This window comes from Ilyomonas limi (genome assembly GCF_005233845.1).
Taxonomy (GTDB): Bacteria; Bacteroidota; Bacteroidia; order Chitinophagales; family Chitinophagaceae; genus Ilyomonas; species Ilyomonas limi.
In genome coordinates, this window is record NZ_SZQL01000010.1 from 182362 (window position 1) to 202042 (window position 19681).

The following is a 19681-nucleotide window of genomic DNA, read 5'->3' on the forward strand; positions in this document are numbered from 1 at the left end:
AAAATCTTTCCAAATCTCCATCTGAATGCTAACAATCATTAGTTTTGATTTTTATAGATGAAATTATGAACCTGCAACTGACTGAAGAACAATTAATGATTAAGCAAGCGGCGCACTATTTTGCCGTAAATGAATGTTTGCCCGGCGTAATAGCAAGAGACGAACAACAACGTTTCCCGTACGAACAAATAAAAATGCTGGCACAGCTTGGCTTTATGGGTATGATGATTAAGCCGGAATATGGTGGTGCGGGTTTGAACACAGTAAGCTATGTGCTGGCAATGGAAGAAATTTGTAAAATAGACGCCAGTACAGGCGTGGTAATGAGTGTAAATAATAGCCTGGTCTGTTCTGGTTTGCAGGAGTTTGGCACCGAAGCACAAAAAGAACAATACTTAGCGCCACTGGCGCAAGGAATAAAAGATGATAAATTATATATCGGCGCTTTTTTATTAAGCGAACCCGAAGCAGGCAGCGATGCAACGCATCAAAAAACAACTGCCGAAGATAAGGGTGATTTTTACTTATTAAACGGTACTAAAAACTGGATAACCAACGGCTCTACGGCAAGCGTGTATCTGGTAATGGCGCAAACAGATAGTAGCAAAGGTGCACATGGTATCAGTGCTTTTATTGTAGAAAAGCATTGGAAAGGGATAACCGTAGCTGCTAAAGAAAATAAGATGGGCATTCGTGCCAGCGATACCTGCAGCATTTTGTTTAATGATGTAGCAGTGCCAAAACAAAACCGTATAGGAGCGGAGGGTTTTGGGTTTACATTCGCCATGAAAGTATTAGCCGGAGGCCGCATTGGTATTGCATCGCAGGCAATGGGCATTGCTGCCGGTGCTTATGAGTTATCATTAAAATATGCCAATACACGTAAAGCTTTTGGTGGTGAATTAAGCAAGCACCAGGCTATACAATTTAAGCTTGCAGATATGGCTACACGTGTAGAGGCTGCACGCATGCTGTGTTTGAAAGCGGCTTGGGAAAAAGATAGTAATTTGGATTACTCACTTAGCTCCTCCATGGCAAAAGTATATGCCAGCGAAACAGCAATGTGGGTAACTACTGAGGCTGTGCAGATACATGGTGGTTATGGCTATGTAAAAGAATATCATGTGGAGCGCATGATGCGCGATGCCAAAATAACACAGATATACGAAGGTACCAGCGAAGTGCAGCGTATTGTTATCAGCCGGAAAATTTTACGATAAGTATTTTCTTTCATAAACTCGTATTCTCATTCGTGTAATAATGTTTTATTTGTGCATTCGTCTTTATCATGCGCAAGTATTTTTTCTTCATCTTTTTGCTCCTTATTTCGCTGCATTCATCTGCGCAGGATAGTGCATTGATGAGTGAATTAATGAAAAGGATTGCTGCACATCAGGTAAATAATAATAGCTTTTTTGTTAATGGTATTTTTCCTTCGTATATCTCTAATCAACTTCATTTTAGTGAGCGTAAAAAAGACAATAATATTTTCTTTACTGCATTGATTGATTATACACTCCGCAACCTTCGTTCAAAACACCTAATTAATCCTACTCCGTACGATAGCATTCATGTACAAGCTTCAACTGCTTATACTTATTTTAAGAATAAAAAAGGGCGCACTACCTACAACTTTTGGCGTACAGATAGCGCGTATATTTTCCCTTATACTAACTGGATTCATAAGATGAAAAAGAATACGGCTTTGCCCGATGACATGGATGATACCGTATTGAGTTTGCTGGCGCAAAATGCAGACAGTGCAAGGGCCTCAGCGGTGCACAAGGAGATGCAGTATTACATTAATAAGAATAAGGAGAACGCAAAAGCTATTAATAAAAACTATCGAAAATATGCAGCTTATTCGGTGTGGTACGGCAAAGATTTTCCAGTTGTTTTTGATGTATGTGTATTGAGCAATGTTTTACATTTTGTGCAGTATTACAACTTGCAGTGGACTGCTGCCGATAGTGCCAGCCTGCAGATAATTATACAATCAATTACCAGTGGCGATTATATTAAAAAGCCAGTTTCCATCTCGCCTTATTATGGTAATACATCCATCATATTGTATCATCTTTCAAGGCTGATGAGCAATAAGCCTATACCGCAATTGGAAGTGTTGAAAATTGCATTAATAACAACTGCTGTACGTCAATTTGCACAAACAAATAATCCGTTGGAAAAGGCTATTCTCTGCACGGCTATTATGCGTTGGGGCTATGTTCCGCCGGCATTTAAGATACCCAACATTGATGCCATCGAGCAAAACGATTTACCCTTTTTTATCGGTAATATTCCTTCTTATTTTCCGCTGCCAATAAGGAAAATTTTTACGCGCAAAGGCTGGGGCTTGTTCTATCATTATTGTCCTGCTTACAACGATGCTTTGTTTGTAGAATACTTAGCATTAAGAAGATATTTAATCGCTAATTAAACTGACGAATTCCGGATTGCAGATTATGCTGATAAGTAACTGATTTAACTGATAGTAAATTATAATGGCAGCTTTATAAACCATACATATTCTATTCTTATGCTTGTAGTTTACATCTGGCTAATAGCTTGTGGCTTATAGCTCATGGTTCACAACTTCTCTACACATACAACACCTGCACCGTTTCTTTTGTTTGCTGTTGCAGCAAAATATTTTTTCCCGATAGCATAGTATTCATCAGGTCTTTGGTGAAATGCCGGATGGTGAGCAAGGTTAAATTTTTTACCACCTGTACGTCAAACAATTGAGACGCTTCTGCAGCCAACTGATCTGTTTTATCGCTTTTATCATCCATGCACAATTGCACATTGATGGCGCCGGTTTGAATGAGGTTGGGTTTAATTTTTAATTGTCCAAAAAGGTTGTATAAGCGGCTCATAGGCGCTTCGCCAACAAACGAAAAATCCTGCGTGCTCAGGTGTAGCAAAGCCTGATTATTTTTTAGAATAATAATGGGCGGTAAGTTTTTTACCTGCTTATTATAAATGATAGTGCCGGGCAACCGAATGTCCAAGAAACATTTTACATGCAATGGTATGCTTTTGTTTTGCAAAGGCTTAATGGTTTTTGGATGAATAACCTGTGCACCATAATAAGCCATTTCAATCACTTCGGCAAAGCTTAATTCTTTAATCAGTTGTGCATCGCTAAAAATTTTTGGATCGGCATTCATCACACCTTCCACATCTTTCCAGATAGTAAGGCTTTCTGCATCTAAAATATTAGCAAAAATAGCAGCCGTAAAATCACTGCCTTCGCGCCCCAGTGTAGTACTTTCGTTTTCATCGGTGCTGCCTACAAAGCCTTGCGTGATAGCGATATTGTTCTCCCTAAAAAGCGGCTGCACCCATTCTTTTGTTTTTGCTTCCGTTACTGTCCAGTCTATCGTTGCATCACGAAAATTATCATCGGTGCGTATCACATCGCGCACATCTATCCATTTATTAGCTATGCCTGTCTCCCGCAAATAATGACTTACAATGCAGGTGCTCAGCATTTCGCCCACACATACTACCTGATCGTAATAATAATCGTATGGCTTGGAAGGTTTATCGTGCAGGAGCCACTCAACCTCTGTAAAAAAATCGGTAAGTTTTGCTAAACACGCATTGTAATGTGTAACCAGTAAATACTTGGCGGTTGTAATGTGTTGTTGCTTAATCACATCAAACAGGCGCAGGCTTTCCACTGTGTTGCCGGCATAAAAAGCTTCCGCTACTTTTTCCAATGCGTTGGTGGTTTTACCCATTGCCGAAATAATCACCATCAGCTGTTCGCCGTTATATTCCTGTAGTATATTGCCTACATTATGAATCCGATCCACCGTGCTTACGCTCGCACCACCAAATTTGAAAACTTTCATCTATACTAATTAATGCTTTGAATGCAAAGAGCAGCAAAGATAGCAGTTGCGTGAAGAAGAAATATTCAGGCTTTAATTGACTAATAGATGTGTTGCTGGCTGAATAGTTGCACCTGTTAACAGAAGCTTATTTTAAACTTTCTTACAATTTGCAGGTTTCAATAATCGTTATTAACATCAATCGTTTTTAAAGCATGAGAAACATAGTAACAATATTGTTGGCATTTTTATTCCTCACCAATTTTTCTGCCTGTGCACAGGCAAAAGACTTGCATACAAGAGTGACTAATTATAATAAAATCAATCTTGCAACGCTTAATACAGATATTCTTACACTCATCAACCAACATCGTAAAGAGATGGGTTTGAATGAACTGCAAATGCTGAATGTAGCCAATACAGAAGCGCAGCATCACAGCGTAGATATGGTGAAAGGTACTACACCTTTCGGTCACGATGGTTTTGAAAGTAGGATTGCTGACATTCGTAAAGTAACCGGCTTTATCAGCGGCGCTGCCGAGAATGTGGCGTATGGCAATTTAACTGCTGCTGAGGTAGTGGATGGCTGGCTGCATAGTCCGGGGCATAAGAAAAACATTGAAGGTAATTACAATCTTACCGGCATTGGCACTGTGCAACGTGCAGATGGCGTTATCTTTTTTACACAAATTTTTATTAAGAAATAATTTCCTTTCACCGCAGAAAAGAGAAGTAAGCAGCGTTTATGAATAGGAAATTGGAAGGCGTTTAATTGTAAATTTTGCTTTTGAAAAGTATAATAAACCTCGTCATTACAAGCATTGCTAAGCAATCTATACTATGCTAATAAATTATTACTGATAGTTATTTTGATTACACTACAACGTACAGATGCTTCGCTATGTTTGCAGTGACAAATACATCTGTATTAAAACAAACGCTCTGCGTAAACGCTATTTACTCCTCTTCTCTGCGGTGAAAGCAAAAATCACTTTTAAAACTTCATTCCAAAACGAAGCACTAACTTGCCGCCATGAACAGGACCATTATTTCTGTAAAGAATTTGGTAAAAAATTACGGGGATTTTCAGGCAGTAAAAGGTATCAGTTTCGATGTGCAGGAAGGCGAAATATTTGGTTTACTTGGGCCAAACGGTGCTGGTAAATCTACCACGCTGGAAATTATAGAAACGCTGCGCGAAAAAACCAGCGGCGAAGTAATAGTAGATGCTTTTAACTTAGATAAACAGCCTAATGAAATAAAGAAGATTATTGGTGTACAGTTACAATCTTCGGGTTATTATCCGGGTTTAAATTTAGTAGAACTGATGCAACTTTTTGCAGGTTTATACAACAAAAACATCGACCCGATGACTTTACTGGATTCTGTAAACCTGCGAGATAAAGCAAAGAATAAATACAAGGAATTAAGCGGTGGGCAAAAACAACGGTTTTCTATAGCTACAACGCTTATCAACACACCAAAAATTATTTTTCTGGATGAACCTACAACCGGGCTCGATCCACAAGCGCGACGTAATCTTTGGGATTTGATTATTGAAATCCGTAATCGCGGCACCACTGTTATTATTACCACGCATTACATGGATGAAGCGGAAGTGTTGTGCGACCGCGTTGCCATTATAGATTCCGGAAAAATTATTTCTTTAGCTTCTCCCGACCAACTGATTGATGATTTGTTAGCATCGGGTTTTGAGCGGACAAAACAAGTGAAGCTGGCAAATCTGGAGGATGTGTTTATCAATCTCACCGGCAAACATTTGCGTGAAGAATAAAATTTATTGAAGATTGAATATTTAAGATTTAATATTGAGGTGATTTACATTTAATCAATGTTCCATCTTCAATATTCCATACATTATGTCTCCCGATCCACGTTATCCTATTGGCAAATACGAGCCGCAGCCTTACTCACAACAACAAAAAGATAAGTGGCTGCTCGACTTGCAACTCTTACCATCCGACCTGGAAAATGCCGTGCACAACTTAGATGAAGCGCAACTGCACACGCCTTACCGCGAAGGTGGCTGGACAGTGCATCAACTGATGCATCATATTGCCGACAGCCATATGAATGCATATATCCGTTTTAAGTTGGGATTAACGGAAGACAATCCACCCATTAAACCGTATGAGGAAAGGCTGTGGGCGGAATTGAATGATGTAAAAATATTGCCTATCAATATTTCTGTTACTTTATTATTTGCTTTGCACGAGCGCTGGTTTGCTACTGTCAAAGATTTAAGTGAAGCGGAATGGATGCGTACCGTTTTTCATCCCGAACATAAAAAAGAATTAACGTTGTGGTTTTTACTGGGCTTGTATGCATGGCATGGCAGGCATCATGTGCAACATATTTTATCATTAAGAGAAAGAATGCAATGGACATAATACACAACGCCGATGAGGAAAAGATGAAGTGGAAAACACTTTCATCGGAATATCTTTTTAACGATACCTGGTTGCGTGCGCGCCGGGATAAATGCCAAAAAAGTGATGGCAAAATTGTTTATCCATACTATGTTGTTGAATATCCGCAATGGGCTACCGGCATGGGGCTTACGGATAGTAATGAAGTAATACTCGTAAAGCAATACCGCCATGCAGTGGAGATAGTAAGTACCGAAATACCTGGTGGATGTATAGATGCTACCGATGCTAACCCCGAAGCCGCCATTCGCCGCGAGTTTATAGAAGAAACTGGCTACACCTTTGACGAAGTAGAATACCTGGGCAAAACATCGCCAAACCCCAGTACCAACAGCAATTGGATGCACATGTTTTTACTCACCGGCGGCAAGCTCACGCATCCGCAATCGTTTGATGAAAATGAAGAAATAGAAGTGTTGTTAGTGCCGCTTGAAGAGTTTGTGCAAATGGTATTAAACAACCAGATTATACAAGCAATGCATATGACCACTATCTTTTTTGCTTTGCATAAAATGGGTAAGCTGCGTATTCATTTGTAATAAGCTATTTTTAACCGCAGCAACACACTATGGCACAACATACATACAAAGAATAACAATAATAATATTCTTTTGTGTGCCTTTGCCTGTATGGTTTAAGAAAAGCTATTCTGCATTTACTACATTATGATCGCTGTTATTCTGCTCTACGGCATTATTGGCAGCCTGCGCAACATTGGAATTAGTGCTAATAAACTGGTTCAGGCTGTCTTCAAAAAGGGCATAGAACTGCGCATCAGGAGTTTGGCCATTATTCATGTTGCGCCAAAGCTGGTTATAATCGGGTTGCATACAAAAAGTTGATATTGGTTATATTGGATTTTAAAACTGAACGCTAAAATAGCAACAGAATGGTTCTGCAAGAAGTATTTAAGCTAACTATAATCAATCATTAATGAGAAATAAATCAAAAAGCCCGGTAAGAATACCAGGCTTTTATTTTTATTCAACGATTGCTTGCTTATGTTCTCTATTAATTTTTATTTATCGTAAGGAAAATTGCGGGCTACTTTGCGCATCATACGTTCAATCAGTTCGTCGGTCGAGCTCATTACATCGTCGTTCATGGCTTTGTAAAAGCGCCACAGCAAATCACCGTCGGTGCCATTATAAATCTGCATTGTTAATCCGCCACTGCCGGTTTTACTGCCGAGGCTGCCAAACAGTACGGTTTTAGCAATAGCCGCACCTTCGCTGGCCGTTTTTTCGTATGCATATTTCGCTTTTATTACAGCATCTACACCCAATATTTGGCAAACAGAATCCTGGGTCATCTCATCCAGCCTGTCGTACACGCCGGCTTTTTTCAGCAGTGCATTTGTACGCTCTACATCCTGAAAAGTGCAGGAATATTTGCCGCCTTTGCGCAGCAGGAAAGTGTACATCGAAGATTGCAGGTCGGTAGTTAATGCTTTTTCTTCTGCTTTGTGTGCGTTTTCGTCGTAATTCTTTGGTGGTCTTTTGTACGTAATAGTGGCACTGAATGGCAGGATGGCTACAGTCTTGTGTTTGGGAATTTCTGCATTCAGTTTAGGTGACGAATACACTTCTTTGCTGCTCTCAAACTGAGCAAAAGTGTTAAAGGATACGGCGCATAACAAAAGTGCGCCAAGGATTGAAAAAATTTTCATGATGGTGATTGTTTTTATTAAATGCAATATTATTTTAATTGATTAACGACACAAAAGTATAACGATTGAAAAACGATTAAAATAGCATAAACATGTGATGCGGTACTGTTAGTCCGGTTTTGTTTAACACTGCATTGCATTATGCAAAAAAGTTTCTGATCTATTTTGCAACCAAAATTATTGTATGCGTTTTATGCTATTGGCTTTGTTGTGCTGTGTGTTTTTTGCCTGCAAAAAACCGCAGGGCTTTGAGTATAGAGATGTGCAGAATTTCTCGATTGACAGCTTAGGTTTTGACCGTTCTACCATTTCGATGAATCTGGTATATTTTAATCCCAACAACTTTGGCGTGGATCTGAAGCATGTGGATTGCGATGTGTACATCAACCATAATTTTTTAGGTAAATACACACTTGATACCACCATGCACATTGCTAAACGTAGCGAGTTTTCATTACCATCAAAAGTGCAGGTGGATATGCGGAATGTTTACAGAAATTCGCTTAATGTATTATTTAGCAATGAAGTGCAGGTGGACGTTACAGGCAATACGCGCGTGGGTAAAGCAGGCTTTTTTGTAAATGTACCATTTAAGTATTCGGGCAAGCACCAACTGAGCTTGTTTTGAGATTGTTGTCCGGTTGTAAAGAAAGTATGCCGATGAAAATAGTAAGCGACATGCTTCCACTACTCACATGCTTCTTTTCTTCTGGTATCAATTAAATACTGAATTTTCCATACACCATCTATCCTGATTAATTGAAAAGAGTCTATGCCGCAGTGGCTGAACTTGCCTTTCCAGTAAAACTTGTAAGGCGCCCACACAATAGCCAGTTCACCATCTGCTTTTATCACATTAAAAGTTACCTGCTCATCCGCATCGCCTTTTTGCAGCTTTGCAATAGAAGATGCAAAACCGGTTACCTGCTCATTGTGCACGCTAATCTTACCCTCATTATCCACAATCGTTTGCAATACAGCACTGTCTGCAAAGCAAGAAACCAAACTAACTGAATCTGCATTTTTCATGGCAGTAAACAATTGATTGATCGCTTGTTTTATTGCATCTTCCGTAGTTTGTGCATGGGCGGTTTGTATGCAAAAAACAACAGCCATAAGCAGGAGCGTGGTGGCAGAGCGAATCATATGTTTTGTTTGTATAAAAATAGGGAATGATTGGCCTTAATATAAACCGGTCACGTAATTTTTATGCATGTAGGTTAAGTGCTGAAAAAACAGTATAGAAAGTGAATATATTGTTGGATAAATAGGCTTAAGCTGTTAATGAACTTTTATTTAGTTTCATTCAACAATTACATCAACTTTCTTTTTATAAGTAACCTAATATCTTCAACATACTTTGTGCTGATTGCTCTTTGGCGTACAGCCAGTCTATCAGCTTGCCACTTTTATCGTACTCTACAATTACGTGCTTTGGCGAAGGAATAAGGCAGTGCTTAATACCGCCATATCCGCTTATCTGGTCCTGGTATGCGCCGGTATGAAAAAAGCCAACATACAACGGCTCTTTATTCTGCTCTTGCTGTTTAGGATCTGCGCTTTCTATCTTAGGCAAAAATACTTCATTGATGTGTTCTTCGCTGTCGTAATAATCATGGCTGTCGCACGTAATACCTCCTAATACCACACGCTGATAATCGTTATTCCATTTGTTGATTGGCAATAGTAAAAATTTTTCGCCAATGCCCCAGGTATCGGGCAATGTGGTGATGAAAGAGGAATCAATCATGTACCAGTTTTCACGGTCATTCTGCCGTTTCTCGCTAATTACGCTATAGATATGCGCCATACTTTCGCCAACGGTAAAAGAACCAAATTCTGTATAAATATTAGGCATTGGCACACGGGCGCGCTTGCAGGCTTTTTTGATAATACCTGTAATTTCATTAATCATAAACTGGTAATCGTATTCAAAACCCAGCGAATGCTTGATAGGAAATCCACCGCCGATGTTAATCGAATCCAGTTCGGGACAAATTTTCTTTAACTGGCAATACAGATTAACTACTTTGTTCAGCTCGCTCCAGTAATAAATGTCATCTTTGATACCTTTATTTAAAAAGATGTGCAACATTTTCAACTGAAACTTATCTTCATAACCTTCTATATTGTCCACATAAAATTCCAGTATGTCTTTGGCGCGAATGCCTAATCGGGATGTATAAAAAGGAAAGCTTGGTTCTTCTTCTGCTGCCACGCGAATGCCTAATTTAAAAGGATGTTTCACGCTACGGCGATAGGCCTGCAACTCCTCTTTATTATCCAATACCGGAATTACATTTTTAAAGCCGGAGTTGATGAGCTTGGCAATACGTGAAGTATAACTCCTTTGCTTAAAACCATTGCAAATAATGGAGATGTCTTTGGTTATTTTCCGGCGTTCGTACAACCGGTTGATAATTTCAATATCGTAAGCATAAGACGTTTCTATGTTAATATCATGCTTCAAAGCTTCTTCTACCACAAAAGAAAAATGCGAGCTTTTGGTGCAATAGCAATAAAAATATTTGCCCTCATACTTGTGCCTTTTAAAGGCGTTTTCAAACATTTTTTTTGCTCTGTTTATCTGCCTGCCAATCTTGGGCAAATAACTTAGCTTAAGTGGTGTACCATACTTATCAATAATGGCTTTCAGATTGAGACCATTAAATTCGAGGTAGCCATTGTCGTCGAGATTAAACCCTTCCTGCGGAAAGTGGAAGGTTTGCTGCACCAGTGCGGTATAAGTATTATTCATCCTTTTGGTTAGAAAAATGTTTTTTCAGATGAAAAATGATATAAACCACACAAAAGTAATTGTTTGACAATATAAGGGGGTGATAATTTTTTGGATAATGATGTTGCGGTTACTTTGCTGATTAAACTAATGAAAGTATGTTGTTGAACCAGTTGGGTTAGCCATTCAAAATATAACATTATCATTGCGAACGGAGTGAAGCAATTTGTGAATTTTTTTTAAATCAGGATAAGCCGGTAATGACGGAAAGCAAAAAAGGAAATGAATATCATTCATTTCCTTTTATCAAATTATTTCAGCTTACTATTTTACCGAATTAATCAGGGCTTTAAAGCTCTCCGGCTCGTTCATAGCTATATCGGCTAATACTTTGCGGTTCAATTCAATACCTTTTTTATTCAGCCTGTCTATAAACTGGCTATAGGTCATTCCTTCTTCTCTTACGGCTGCATTGATACGCGCAATCCACAACTGGCGGTACTCGCGTTTTTTCAGTTTACGGCCTACATAGCTGTAGGTCATCCCTTTTTCTACAATATTTTTGGCAACGGTATATACATTTTTGCGCTTGCCATAAAAGCCTTTGGCTTGTTTTAAAATTCTTTTTCTGCGTGCCCTTGATGCTACTGCATTTACTGAACGTGGCATGGTTAATTATTTTAGATTTTAGATTGAATAATGGTAATTAAATTATTTCATCTAAAATGAATGATAGAATAATGATTAAAATCCCTGTGCATTTACTCCCTTCAGGGGCGGGCTTACTTCAGGCGAAGTAAACGCATTACAAAATCTTTGTTGGGAGCACTCACCATTCCTTTTTTGCGTAAGCTACGCTTGCGCTTGGTAGATTTTTTGGTAAGAATGTGACGTTTAAAAGCTTTCTGATAGGTGATTTCTCCTGTAGCGGTCACCTTAAAGCGCTTCTTGGCGCTGGAGTTTGTTTTAACTTTAGGCATAAAAAATAATCCTGTTAAGATTACACCCTGCTGGTGGTTCGCACCGGCGAACACTTGTTGAACCTTACGGGTAATTCGCTGTTTTCTGCGATTTAAATAAAAACAGCCCTTTAAAGGGGCTGCAAAAGTAGTACAAACAGCGTATAAATGCAAGTGTTATGTTTAATAAATTGTTGAATCTTACATAGGTTTTTGATAAACTTTTACTTTCTGGCGCGAACCATACGCATTTACCGAATCGAAAAGCGTTTGCAATGCGGTTGGGTGTGCCTCGTAATAAGCAAAGCTTTTGTAAAATGTAGCCTTATCAATTTTATGCAGGCTGAATACTTTACTATACAAGCCAGTCACCATCATGCGCTGCGAATCTTTATGTAGGGTGTATTTCTGCGAAGCCATAGCATCTGCCAGCGACAAATCCCAAATGACTGTCTTCATTGTGCCAACGGGCAATACACCTTTTGGCATTTCATTGCCCGATGAGCAGGCGGTTAGCAGTATAATACATGTAAAAGCAACGTATTTTTTCATTTCAGTTCAGCGCGGTATTTATCAGCATTAGATGGATCAATTTGTTGCAGAATATTGGCTGCACGGCTTCTTATATCGGGCGACGCTTTTTTAAATACCCCCACCAGCTCAGAATATTTGCTTTGCAAAAAAAACTGCATAATCATCGTATTAGGATTTTCACGATTAAAAGTTTGCAGTTGCATCAATGTGCCCAGTATGTTTTCGCGTGCAGCAGTGGTATTATCATACATTTTATCCATGCCCTGACGGTAGTAATTATAAACGATATCGTTAAATACGTTATACCTTGTATTTACTGCATTATTGGCAAGCCAGTAGCGGTTACGCTGTCCGTCAAAGGCCTTCCAGCCACTGATGTTGCGGCTTTCCGGTGCATTGTTTACCACATTTTGCGCTTCCATAAAATACGGGTTCCCGCCCTTAGGTGCAAAGGAATTGTAATCGAACCCTAAAATAATATACACGTAATAAGCAATTGTTGCCGTGAGGTTGGCACTGAGCGGATCATTGCCGGCAACATTATTCTCGTTAAATTCTATTGGCTGGTATTCTACATATTTAAAATCTACATTCGGATCCTGAAAATTGATGATGGGCGATTTATAGGCAGAATTGTACACGGGCCGGGCCGACTGTATCGTAAGGGTTGCTTTAAAGTTGTCTTCGCCCGATGCTTCTGTTACATTGAGTAAAAAATTACATTCTATTTTTTCCTGTGCAGTATAGGTATCATCTGTCCACTTGCGGTTGTTGAGCAGGTTGGTAAGCTGCGATTGCAGGGTATTAAACCGTTGTTTATTTACCGATGTAGGCAACGATTGGGTAAGCACCGTTACTTTAGCCTGTAATTCCTGTGCCTGCAATAGCTGCGCGCCAGCCAGCAACAGCAAACAACAAAATAGTTTAAGCTTTATCATACAATTTATTGGTTATTACAGTAATAATAAAGTTTGCAATAGTTTTTTTACTCACTAAATCAGATGCAAATGCATTGCCGGCTGTATCAAAAATGGTCACTTTATTGGTATCGTATCCAAAAGCTGCTCCTGCATCCTGCATCGAATTTAAAACGATAAGGTCGGCATTTTTAGTTTGCAGCTTGTGCAAAGCATTGGCTGTTTCGTTGTTTGTTTCCAGTGCAAAGCCAACCAGCAGTTGCGCCCCTGTTTTTATTTCACCCAGCGATTTAAGAATATCTTTTGTTTTAGTGAGTTGAAGTATCAATTCTCCATCAGCCTTTTTTATCTTTTCTGTAGCCGGATGTACCGGTGTGTAATCGGCAACCGCAGCGGCAAGAATAGCTATATCCTGCTCTGCAAAAACATTCATACAGGCATCGTACATCTGTTGCGCTGTTGTTACTTTTATAAGCCGGATAGCATTATTATGTAATGAAAAGGAAACTGGTCCGCTTACCAAAGTAACCTCAGCGCCTTGTTGCGCACAGGCTTCTGCCAGCGCATAGCCCATTTTGCCCGATGAATGGTTGGCTATAAAACGCACCGGATCAATAGCTTCGTGCGTAGGACCAGCCGTAATCAATACTTTTTTCCCCGTTAATTGTTGGGTGTTGGAGAAAAAGGATTCCAATTGTGCTACCAGCTCTTCCGGCTCTGCCATACGGCCTTCGCCGGTTAGTCCACTCGCCAGTTCACCTTTATTTACATTGATAATGGTATTGCCAAAAGATTGCAGTATTTGTATATTTTTCTTAGTTGCCGGGTGGTGCCACATGTCTTCATCCATAGCGGGCGCAACCATTACCGGGCAGGTGGCGGAGAGGTAAACGGCTAATAACAAGTTATCGCAGGTGCCGTTTGCCATTTTACTCAATGTATTGCAACTCAATGGAGCCACCAGCATTACATCGGCCCAGCGACCAAGTTGCACATGGTTTGCCCAGGTGTCTTCTTCAAACAGCTCAATCAACACTTTATTTTTGGATAATGTGGAAAGCACCAGCGGCGATACAAATGTTTTTGCCGCCGGCGTCATCACTACTTTTACCTCTGCGCCCGCCTTCACGAGCAAACGCACCAGCAAAATAGCTTTGTAAGCGGCGATGCTGCCGGTAATGCCGAGTAATATTTTTTTGTTTGCTAACACCTGTGCGATTTTGGGGATTGTAGCAATTGATTGTATGTAAAGATAATGAGTGATAGCTACAAGCCACAAAGTGCAAGTAAAGCTACAATCTACCTATTTTAAAATAGGATGCTCTAAAAAGCCTCTACTTAATATTGGTTGCAGCTATGGTAATTGCTTATTTTATGTTTTACAGTTGAAGTAAGCAATTATCCTAATGCTTGCAGGGTGCTATAACTCTGTCAGCGTTATTACTTCAGCCTGTTATATAAGCAATAGCCAACGGCAAAGCCGCTGGCTATTCAAAAATTTCTACAGGAATGAAATGCTCTTATCTGAACAAATCATCATCGTTTTTGCGATAATAGATTTTGTCTTCCATAAACTCCTGCGTTGCAAGGATAGCTGCGTTGGGCATCTTTTCGTAAGCGCGCGAAATTTCAATTTGCTCCTTGTTTTCGTGCACTTCTTCCAGGCTGTCGGTATGCGTAGCAAATTCTTCCAGCTTGCTATGCAGCTCGTCCTTTATAGTTACATTTATCTGGTTGGCTCTTTTAGCAATAATAGCAATAGATTCATACAAATTGCCTGTCTTCCCTTTTATATCAATAAGGCTTTTTGTTTCTATTACGCTGGGCGTGTTATTGCCGAGTTGTCGCCTTAGCTTGCTCATCTTGTATGCGTTTTATATTGTTTGTTGATTGTGTTTTATAGTCCTGTACCTGTGGCAGTAAGTTACTTTGCGGAAAGCGGTCTTCAAAATCGGCTACATCCGTTAAGACCTGCTGATAGCGTTCTTGCTGCTTTTCAGGAATGCTCATCTGGGCATATTTATAATCCGATTTTATCACTTCCAGCTTATAGCTGTCACTTTGGTCCGAGGCCGGATAATCATCCATCAAAGTACTAAATGCCACGGCTGCTGCTTTGTAATAGCCTAAGTTGTAATACAACTGCGCCGCTTTCAACTCTTTCGTTTCCAGCTTACTGCGTAATTGGTTAATGAGATTTTCGGCTTCCTTATTGCGCTCGCTGCCGGGGTGGGTATTGATGAAAGCCTGCAACAGTGCAATGGCTTTGGAAGTGCTGGTTTGGTCTAAATCTACTTTGGGCGATTGTTTAAAAAAGCAAAATGCCCGCATAAATTCCACCTCTTCGGCACGCTGGCTGTTGGGAAAACTCTCTAAATAATTCTTAAACAGGTTTTCTGCATTCAGGTAGTCTCTCTGGTAGTATGCGCAATAAGCATATTTGTAGTATAAATCTTCAAAACGCGCCGTTCCTTTCACATACGGAAACAACTGCTCAAACAATTGCGCTGCCTTATCCCACTTCTTTTGCGCATAATACTGTTCAGCCATTTTATATTTATATTCATTGTCCTTGCTCTTGAGCACTTTGCCAAATTGGTTGCTGCAAGAGCAAAACAGAAGAATAACCGCCAAAAACTGAACTACAATTTTCATAAAGTGTGCAAAATTAGGTTTTATTAGCAATAATAGAAAGGCTTTTGTTGTAGTAAACAGCAGCTTAGGTTAATTAAAACATAAAGAATGTTGGCATGTAATCTGTTTTAGAAATGTGAAATATGCCAGCCGTTAAACGATTGTTTGAAATCTGCATCTTATTACACATAACAATTCAACTATTTTTGCCACCCAAAAATTAAAATTTTGATGAAAAAGATTGTACTGTTTTTTGTTTTTGCGATAGGATTACTAAGTATGAGTTTTGCACAAACAGGCAATGCCAAAGCCATATTGGACAAAGTAAGCGATAAGCTGAAAGGTAATACAGGTATTACTGCTAATTTTTCTTATACTACCAAAGACCGTAAAAATGTAGTGCGTGGTATTAAAAAGGGTATTATTTATATTAAAGGTCAGCAATATTATTTAAAGCAGGGAAGCACCGAAATTTACAGTAACGGCGCCAAAAGCTGGAATTACAACGGCGAGAATGAAGTAACTGTCTCGAATGTGGATGATGATAGCAAAGCTTTTACACCACAAAAATTCCTGAGCAATTTTTACGATAAAGATTTCGATTATAACCTCGTTTCTTCTGCCGGCAGCACTTACCAGATTGCATTAACGCCGGTAGATAAAAGAAAGAACTTTAAGCAGGTAACGGTATATGTTGATAAAACCAAAGACCTGGTAACCAAGGCAAAAATAACAGACAAGGCAGATAATGTTACCGAGTTTACATTATCCAACATTAACGCCAATGCAAATATTCCCGACAGCAAATTCACGTTCGACCCCAAAGCACATCCGGGTGTGGAAGTGATTGAAGAGTAAGTTTTTAATTTAAGTGAGAGAGGCAATCAACTTTTATTGATTGCCTCTTTTATATTCTTTATACATTACTTTTACTTTTATCTATTTTGTGCAAAAAAAATGTCCGTTAAAAGTCCAGTACCTGTCCGTAAGGTCGTAAAAAAATCAGAACCAACTTATAGTATTCCGGTCTCGTACCGTAGAATGGAAAACTTACATATTGTTTTCTGGCTCTTTAAAGATATTTCGTGGTGTATTATTTTAAAGCCACTGGGTATCCTGATGATCTTTCCAACGCTCATTATCTCCATTGTTATAGCCTGGCGCACCAGAGCATTGATGAGCGAGCTGTGCCACAATCTCGCTATTACATTCTGGATAACGGCCAATTCGTACTGGATGATCAGCGAGTTTTTTGCATTTGATGAAAAGATGATATGGGGCGGAATTAGTTATAAGCAACTTACGCTCGTTCCTTTTCTGCTGGGTATGTTTATACTGATGTATTATTATCTTTATTGGCGGCCCCGCCACCTGGATGTAATAGAAACAATGTAAGCTGGTTTGCTATATTTGCGCCTCCTAAAAGCAATTATCATGTACAGAACGCATACCTGTGGCGAATTGAGGACGGAAAACGTTGGGCAAACCGTAACACTTGCCGGCTGGGTACAAACCATCCGCAAGTTTGGTGCTATTACTTTTATTGACTTGCGCGACCGCTATGGCATTACGCAATTGTTGTTTGGCGAAGAACTGAATGCAGAGCCCGATAAGAATCCTTTGGGGCGCGAGTATGTGTTGCAGGTAACTGGCATTGTACGCGAGCGCAGCAATAAAAATAAAAATATACCTACCGGCGATATTGAAATTCAGGTGACCAGTTTTAAAGTGTTGAATAAATCGGCAGTACCACCCTTCACTATTCAGGATGATACCGATGGCGGCGACGATTTGCGCATGAGATACCGCTACCTGGATTTACGCCGTAATGCAGTGAAAAAGAATTTAGAACTGCGCTATGCTGTAAACCGTGCTGCCCGCGATTACTTACATGCAAATGATTTCATGGATATTGAAACACCGTTTCTCATCAAATCCACCCCCGAAGGTGCACGCGATTTTGTGGTGCCTTCGCGTATGAATCCGGGACAATTTTATGCCTTGCCGCAAAGCCCCCAAACTTTCAAGCAATTGCTGATGGTGAGTGGTTACGATCGCTATTATCAGGTGGTAAAATGTTTTAGAGATGAAGACTTGCGTGCCGACCGCCAGCCGGAGTTTACGCAAATAGACTGCGAAATGGCTTTTGTAGAGCAGGAAGACATTCTCAATATGTTTGAAGGTTTAATTAAATACATTTTTAAAGCAGTAAAAGGTATTGATTACACCGAAAGAGTAGAGCGTATGAGTTGGGAAGATGCCATGTGGAACTATGGTATTGATAAGCCCGACATCCGCTTTGAAATGAAGATTGCCAATCTTAAAAAGCCTGCATCGGTGTATGTAAATAAAGAAGATAAAGCTGATTTAATCAACGGTGCGGATTTTAAAGTTTTTGATGAAGCAGAAACTGTATTGGCCATTGCTGTTCCGGGTGCTGCAGAATACAGCCGCAAGCAAACCGATGAGCTGATAGATTGGGTAAAGCGTCCGCAGATTGGCATGAAGGGTTTGGCTTTTATAAAAGTAAACAACGATGGTACTTACAAAAGCAGTATAGATAAATTTTATAACGAAGAGCGCCTGAAAGCCATTGCCAACGCAACAAATGCGCAAAAAGGTGATTTGGTATTAATACTCGCCGGTGCCGAAGAACGTACCCGCAAAGCAATGAGCGAACTACGCCTCGAAATGGGTAAACGTCTTGGATTTCGCAAAGAAGAGGAGTTTAAATTATTGTGGGTGCTCGATTTTCCGCTGTTTGAATATGCTGAAGAAGAAAACCGCTGGGTAGCACGCCACCATCCATTTACATCACCAAAACCAGGTGATATTGAGGTGATGATTAATAACGATCCGGTGATTGAAAACGCTGTAAAATATTTAGAGCATCCGTACACCAACATCAAAGCCAATGCGTATGATATGGTGCTCAATGGCAATGAAATCGGCGGCGGCTCTATCCGTATTTATCAGCGCGAACTACAGGAAAAAATGTTTGCTGCGTTGGGCATGAGTAAAGAAGAAGCGCAGCACAAATTTGGCTTTTTGCTCGGTGCTTTTGAATATGGAGCACCACCACACGGCGGTATCGCATTCGGTTTCGACAGGCTGTGTGCTATTTTGGGCGGCAGCGAAAGTATTCGCGATTTTATTGCTTTCCCCAAAAATAACTCCGGCCGCGATGTAATGCTGGATGCACCTGCTGCTATAGACCAAAAACAGTTGAATGAGCTTCAGATAAAAACGGATGTGCAATAAGAAGAAAGTAAGACAAGAAGTGGGGGCGGGTTAACCAAAAAGGTGTAAAACAACAATACATTAAGAAAGATCGAAAGCTAAATAAACTATACGCTCATACCTTTTGCCACAAGTTGTATGCTGGCAGCACATTATTTTTGCGTTCATGAAGACACTGTTGATTGTTTATCGCGTGCTTACCTTTATACTACTGCCTATAGCAGCAATTTTTGGTTTTATAGATCTTTCGTTGCTGCTGATGGCATTAGCCAATCCTGCCGCGCTGCTGCCGGTATTTGCCATAGCCTGCATTGTTATTTATGTTTTTACGTCTTTGTCTTTCTTAACAAAAGGCATTATAGGCGGCAGGAAATGTAAACCCTCTTTACGCGACTGGATAAGAGTAAATGCTTTTGTCAGCATTGCGTTCAGTGCTTTGGGTATAATAGAATACATTACTTTGATCAACAACAAAACGGTTGCATCCGAAGTAATAAAGCAAGCCATGCAGCACCAAACTATTCCGGCAGGTATGAGCACTGCTCAATTAGAGCAAATGCTGTTAAGCTTCCTGCTGTTCTTCTTTATCTTCTCTGTGCTGCTCATCATTCATATTTACATGACTTTCCGTTTGCTTAAGCAGTTCAATTATTTGTTTAAATGAAATAGTTTAATAACAGATCGCTATAAAAAAGCCTGTAA

General features: G+C 39.8%; 23 protein-coding genes. 11 read left to right on the plus strand and 12 right to left on the minus strand.

Annotation, left to right across the window (positions count from 1 at the left end; genetic code table 11):
• Positions 1-44: 44 nt before the first annotated feature.
• Positions 45-1220: an acyl-CoA dehydrogenase family protein gene (locus tag FC093_RS13620; RefSeq protein ID WP_317129048.1), complete on the plus strand. Its 1176-nt coding sequence runs from the start codon at positions 45-47 to the stop codon at positions 1218-1220.
• 68 nt (positions 1221-1288) lie between these two features.
• Positions 1289-2437, plus strand: a complete 1149-nt coding sequence (locus FC093_RS13625; RefSeq protein WP_137262347.1) for a hypothetical protein — start codon at positions 1289-1291, stop codon at positions 2435-2437.
• A gap of 160 nt (positions 2438-2597) precedes the next feature.
• Here the strand turns inward: FC093_RS13625 and FC093_RS13630 are convergent, their stop codons facing one another.
• Positions 2598-3860 carry an aspartate kinase gene (locus tag FC093_RS13630; RefSeq protein ID WP_137262348.1) on the minus strand — a complete coding sequence of 421 codons (1263 nt, stop codon included), beginning with the start codon at positions 3858-3860 and terminating at the stop codon, positions 2598-2600.
• 194 nt (positions 3861-4054) lie between these two features.
• Here FC093_RS13630 and FC093_RS13635 point away from each other — a divergent pair, with 194 nt between their 5' ends.
• From FC093_RS13635 to FC093_RS13650, 4 genes are all read left to right on the plus strand, one after another.
• The gene (locus FC093_RS13635; RefSeq protein WP_137262349.1) at positions 4055-4546 is read left to right on the plus strand and encodes a CAP domain-containing protein; all 492 of its coding nucleotides are present in this window, start codon (positions 4055-4057) and stop codon (positions 4544-4546) included.
• Between the two features lie 326 nt (positions 4547-4872).
• Positions 4873-5634, plus strand: a complete 762-nt coding sequence (locus FC093_RS13640; protein ID WP_137262350.1) for an ABC transporter ATP-binding protein — start codon at positions 4873-4875, stop codon at positions 5632-5634.
• A gap of 85 nt (positions 5635-5719) precedes the next feature.
• A complete protein-coding gene (locus tag FC093_RS13645) occupies positions 5720-6250 on the plus strand; it encodes a YfiT family bacillithiol transferase (RefSeq protein WP_137262351.1) in 531 nt (176 codons plus the stop codon).
• Positions 6241-6828: an NUDIX hydrolase gene (locus tag FC093_RS13650; RefSeq protein ID WP_240743296.1), complete on the plus strand. Its 588-nt coding sequence runs from the start codon at positions 6241-6243 to the stop codon at positions 6826-6828. The genes FC093_RS13645 and FC093_RS13650 overlap by 10 nt, the downstream gene beginning before the upstream one ends.
• A 105-nt stretch (positions 6829-6933) precedes the next feature.
• On the opposite strand, the gene FC093_RS13655 is transcribed toward FC093_RS13650, so the two are convergent.
• Together FC093_RS13655 and FC093_RS13660 are read right to left on the minus strand one after the other, a co-directional pair.
• Complete coding sequence (locus tag FC093_RS13655; protein ID WP_137262352.1) at positions 6934-7119, minus strand: hypothetical protein; 186 nt, start codon at positions 7117-7119, stop codon at positions 6934-6936.
• Positions 7120-7307: 188 nt separating this feature from the next.
• A complete protein-coding gene (locus FC093_RS13660; RefSeq protein WP_137262353.1) occupies positions 7308-7958 on the minus strand; it encodes a hypothetical protein in 651 nt (216 codons plus the stop codon).
• 184 nt (positions 7959-8142) lie between these two features.
• On the opposite strand from FC093_RS13660, the gene FC093_RS13665 reads away from it, so the two are divergent.
• Entirely contained in the window at positions 8143-8586 is a 444-nt protein-coding gene (locus tag FC093_RS13665; RefSeq protein ID WP_137262354.1) for an LEA type 2 family protein, read from the plus strand.
• Between the two features lie 59 nt (positions 8587-8645).
• Here FC093_RS13665 and FC093_RS13670 read toward each other — a convergent pair whose 3' ends face one another.
• The 9 genes from FC093_RS13670 to FC093_RS13710 form a co-directional block, all read right to left on the minus strand.
• Positions 8646-9104, minus strand: a complete 459-nt coding sequence (locus FC093_RS13670) for a nuclear transport factor 2 family protein (protein ID WP_137262355.1) — start codon at positions 9102-9104, stop codon at positions 8646-8648.
• 184 nt (positions 9105-9288) lie between these two features.
• Positions 9289-10716, minus strand: a complete 1428-nt coding sequence (locus FC093_RS13675) for a type III PLP-dependent enzyme domain-containing protein (protein ID WP_137262356.1) — start codon at positions 10714-10716, stop codon at positions 9289-9291.
• 303 nt (positions 10717-11019) lie between these two features.
• On the minus strand, positions 11020-11364 hold the full coding sequence (gene rplT, locus FC093_RS13680) for a 50S ribosomal protein L20 (protein WP_137262357.1): 345 nt from the start codon (positions 11362-11364) through the stop codon (positions 11020-11022).
• A 113-nt stretch (positions 11365-11477) separates the two neighbouring features.
• Positions 11478-11828, minus strand: coding sequence for a 50S ribosomal protein L35 (gene rpmI / locus FC093_RS24780; RefSeq protein WP_449404367.1), 351 nt, complete (start codon positions 11826-11828; stop codon positions 11478-11480).
• 27 nt (positions 11829-11855) lie between these two features.
• The gene (locus FC093_RS13690; RefSeq protein WP_137262358.1) at positions 11856-12206 is read right to left on the minus strand and encodes a DUF4296 domain-containing protein; all 351 of its coding nucleotides are present in this window, start codon (positions 12204-12206) and stop codon (positions 11856-11858) included.
• Positions 12203-13126, minus strand: coding sequence for a type IX secretion system protein PorD (gene porD / locus FC093_RS13695; RefSeq protein WP_137262359.1), 924 nt, complete (start codon positions 13124-13126; stop codon positions 12203-12205). The genes FC093_RS13690 and porD overlap by 4 nt, the downstream gene beginning before the upstream one ends.
• A complete protein-coding gene (gene coaBC, locus FC093_RS13700; RefSeq protein WP_137262360.1) occupies positions 13113-14315 on the minus strand; it encodes a bifunctional phosphopantothenoylcysteine decarboxylase/phosphopantothenate--cysteine ligase CoaBC in 1203 nt (400 codons plus the stop codon). The genes porD and coaBC overlap by 14 nt, the downstream gene beginning before the upstream one ends.
• A gap of 310 nt (positions 14316-14625) precedes the next feature.
• Positions 14626-14967, minus strand: a complete 342-nt coding sequence (locus FC093_RS13705; RefSeq protein ID WP_137262361.1) for a DNA-directed RNA polymerase subunit omega — start codon at positions 14965-14967, stop codon at positions 14626-14628.
• Positions 14936-15760 (minus strand): outer membrane protein assembly factor BamD, encoded by an 825-nt coding sequence (locus FC093_RS13710; protein WP_137262362.1) that lies wholly within the window; start codon positions 15758-15760, stop codon positions 14936-14938. Before FC093_RS13710 ends, FC093_RS13705 begins: the two co-directional genes overlap by 32 nt.
• A gap of 210 nt (positions 15761-15970) precedes the next feature.
• Here FC093_RS13710 and FC093_RS13715 point away from each other — a divergent pair, with 210 nt between their 5' ends.
• From FC093_RS13715 to FC093_RS13730, 4 genes are all read left to right on the plus strand, one after another.
• On the plus strand, positions 15971-16597 hold the full coding sequence (locus tag FC093_RS13715) for a LolA family protein (RefSeq protein ID WP_137262363.1): 627 nt from the start codon (positions 15971-15973) through the stop codon (positions 16595-16597).
• A gap of 183 nt (positions 16598-16780) precedes the next feature.
• Entirely contained in the window at positions 16781-17134 is a 354-nt protein-coding gene (locus tag FC093_RS13720) for a hypothetical protein (protein WP_137262364.1), read from the plus strand.
• A 39-nt stretch (positions 17135-17173) separates the two neighbouring features.
• Positions 17174-19000 carry an aspartate--tRNA ligase gene (gene aspS, locus FC093_RS13725; RefSeq protein ID WP_137262365.1) on the plus strand — a complete coding sequence of 609 codons (1827 nt, stop codon included), beginning with the start codon at positions 17174-17176 and terminating at the stop codon, positions 18998-19000.
• Positions 19001-19145: 145 nt separating this feature from the next.
• Positions 19146-19643: an RNA-binding protein gene (locus tag FC093_RS13730; protein WP_137262366.1), complete on the plus strand. Its 498-nt coding sequence runs from the start codon at positions 19146-19148 to the stop codon at positions 19641-19643.
• Positions 19644-19681: the final 38 nt, after the last annotated feature.

Bases quoted from the DNA above. Each gene is read 5' to 3' on its own strand.
- FC093_RS13625 (WP_137262347.1), top strand. From the start codon at position 1,289: ATGCGCAAGTATTTTTTCTTCATCTTTTTGCTCCTTATTTCGCTGCAT.
- FC093_RS13630 (WP_137262348.1), bottom strand. From the start codon at position 3,860: ATGAAAGTTTTCAAATTTGGTGGTGCGAGCGTAAGCACGGTGGATCGG.
- FC093_RS13635 (WP_137262349.1), top strand. From the start codon at position 4,055: ATGAGAAACATAGTAACAATATTGTTGGCATTTTTATTCCTCACCAAT.
- FC093_RS13640 (WP_137262350.1), top strand. From the start codon at position 4,873: ATGAACAGGACCATTATTTCTGTAAAGAATTTGGTAAAAAATTACGGG.
- FC093_RS13645 (WP_137262351.1), top strand. From the start codon at position 5,720: ATGTCTCCCGATCCACGTTATCCTATTGGCAAATACGAGCCGCAGCCT.
- FC093_RS13650 (WP_240743296.1), top strand. From the start codon at position 6,241: ATGGACATAATACACAACGCCGATGAGGAAAAGATGAAGTGGAAAACA.
- FC093_RS13655 (WP_137262352.1), bottom strand. From the start codon at position 7,119: ATGCAACCCGATTATAACCAGCTTTGGCGCAACATGAATAATGGCCAA.
- FC093_RS13660 (WP_137262353.1), bottom strand. From the start codon at position 7,958: ATGAAAATTTTTTCAATCCTTGGCGCACTTTTGTTATGCGCCGTATCC.
- FC093_RS13665 (WP_137262354.1), top strand. From the start codon at position 8,143: ATGCGTTTTATGCTATTGGCTTTGTTGTGCTGTGTGTTTTTTGCCTGC.
- FC093_RS13670 (WP_137262355.1), bottom strand. From the start codon at position 9,104: ATGATTCGCTCTGCCACCACGCTCCTGCTTATGGCTGTTGTTTTTTGC.
- FC093_RS13675 (WP_137262356.1), bottom strand. From the start codon at position 10,716: ATGAATAATACTTATACCGCACTGGTGCAGCAAACCTTCCACTTTCCG.
- rplT (WP_137262357.1), bottom strand. From the start codon at position 11,364: ATGCCACGTTCAGTAAATGCAGTAGCATCAAGGGCACGCAGAAAAAGA.
- FC093_RS13690 (WP_137262358.1), bottom strand. From the start codon at position 12,206: ATGAAAAAATACGTTGCTTTTACATGTATTATACTGCTAACCGCCTGC.
- porD (WP_137262359.1), bottom strand. From the start codon at position 13,126: ATGATAAAGCTTAAACTATTTTGTTGTTTGCTGTTGCTGGCTGGCGCG.
- FC093_RS13705 (WP_137262361.1), bottom strand. From the start codon at position 14,967: ATGAGCAAGCTAAGGCGACAACTCGGCAATAACACGCCCAGCGTAATA.
- FC093_RS13710 (WP_137262362.1), bottom strand. From the start codon at position 15,760: ATGAAAATTGTAGTTCAGTTTTTGGCGGTTATTCTTCTGTTTTGCTCT.
- FC093_RS13715 (WP_137262363.1), top strand. From the start codon at position 15,971: ATGAAAAAGATTGTACTGTTTTTTGTTTTTGCGATAGGATTACTAAGT.
- FC093_RS13720 (WP_137262364.1), top strand. From the start codon at position 16,781: ATGGAAAACTTACATATTGTTTTCTGGCTCTTTAAAGATATTTCGTGG.
- aspS (WP_137262365.1), top strand. From the start codon at position 17,174: ATGTACAGAACGCATACCTGTGGCGAATTGAGGACGGAAAACGTTGGG.
- FC093_RS13730 (WP_137262366.1), top strand. From the start codon at position 19,146: ATGAAGACACTGTTGATTGTTTATCGCGTGCTTACCTTTATACTACTG.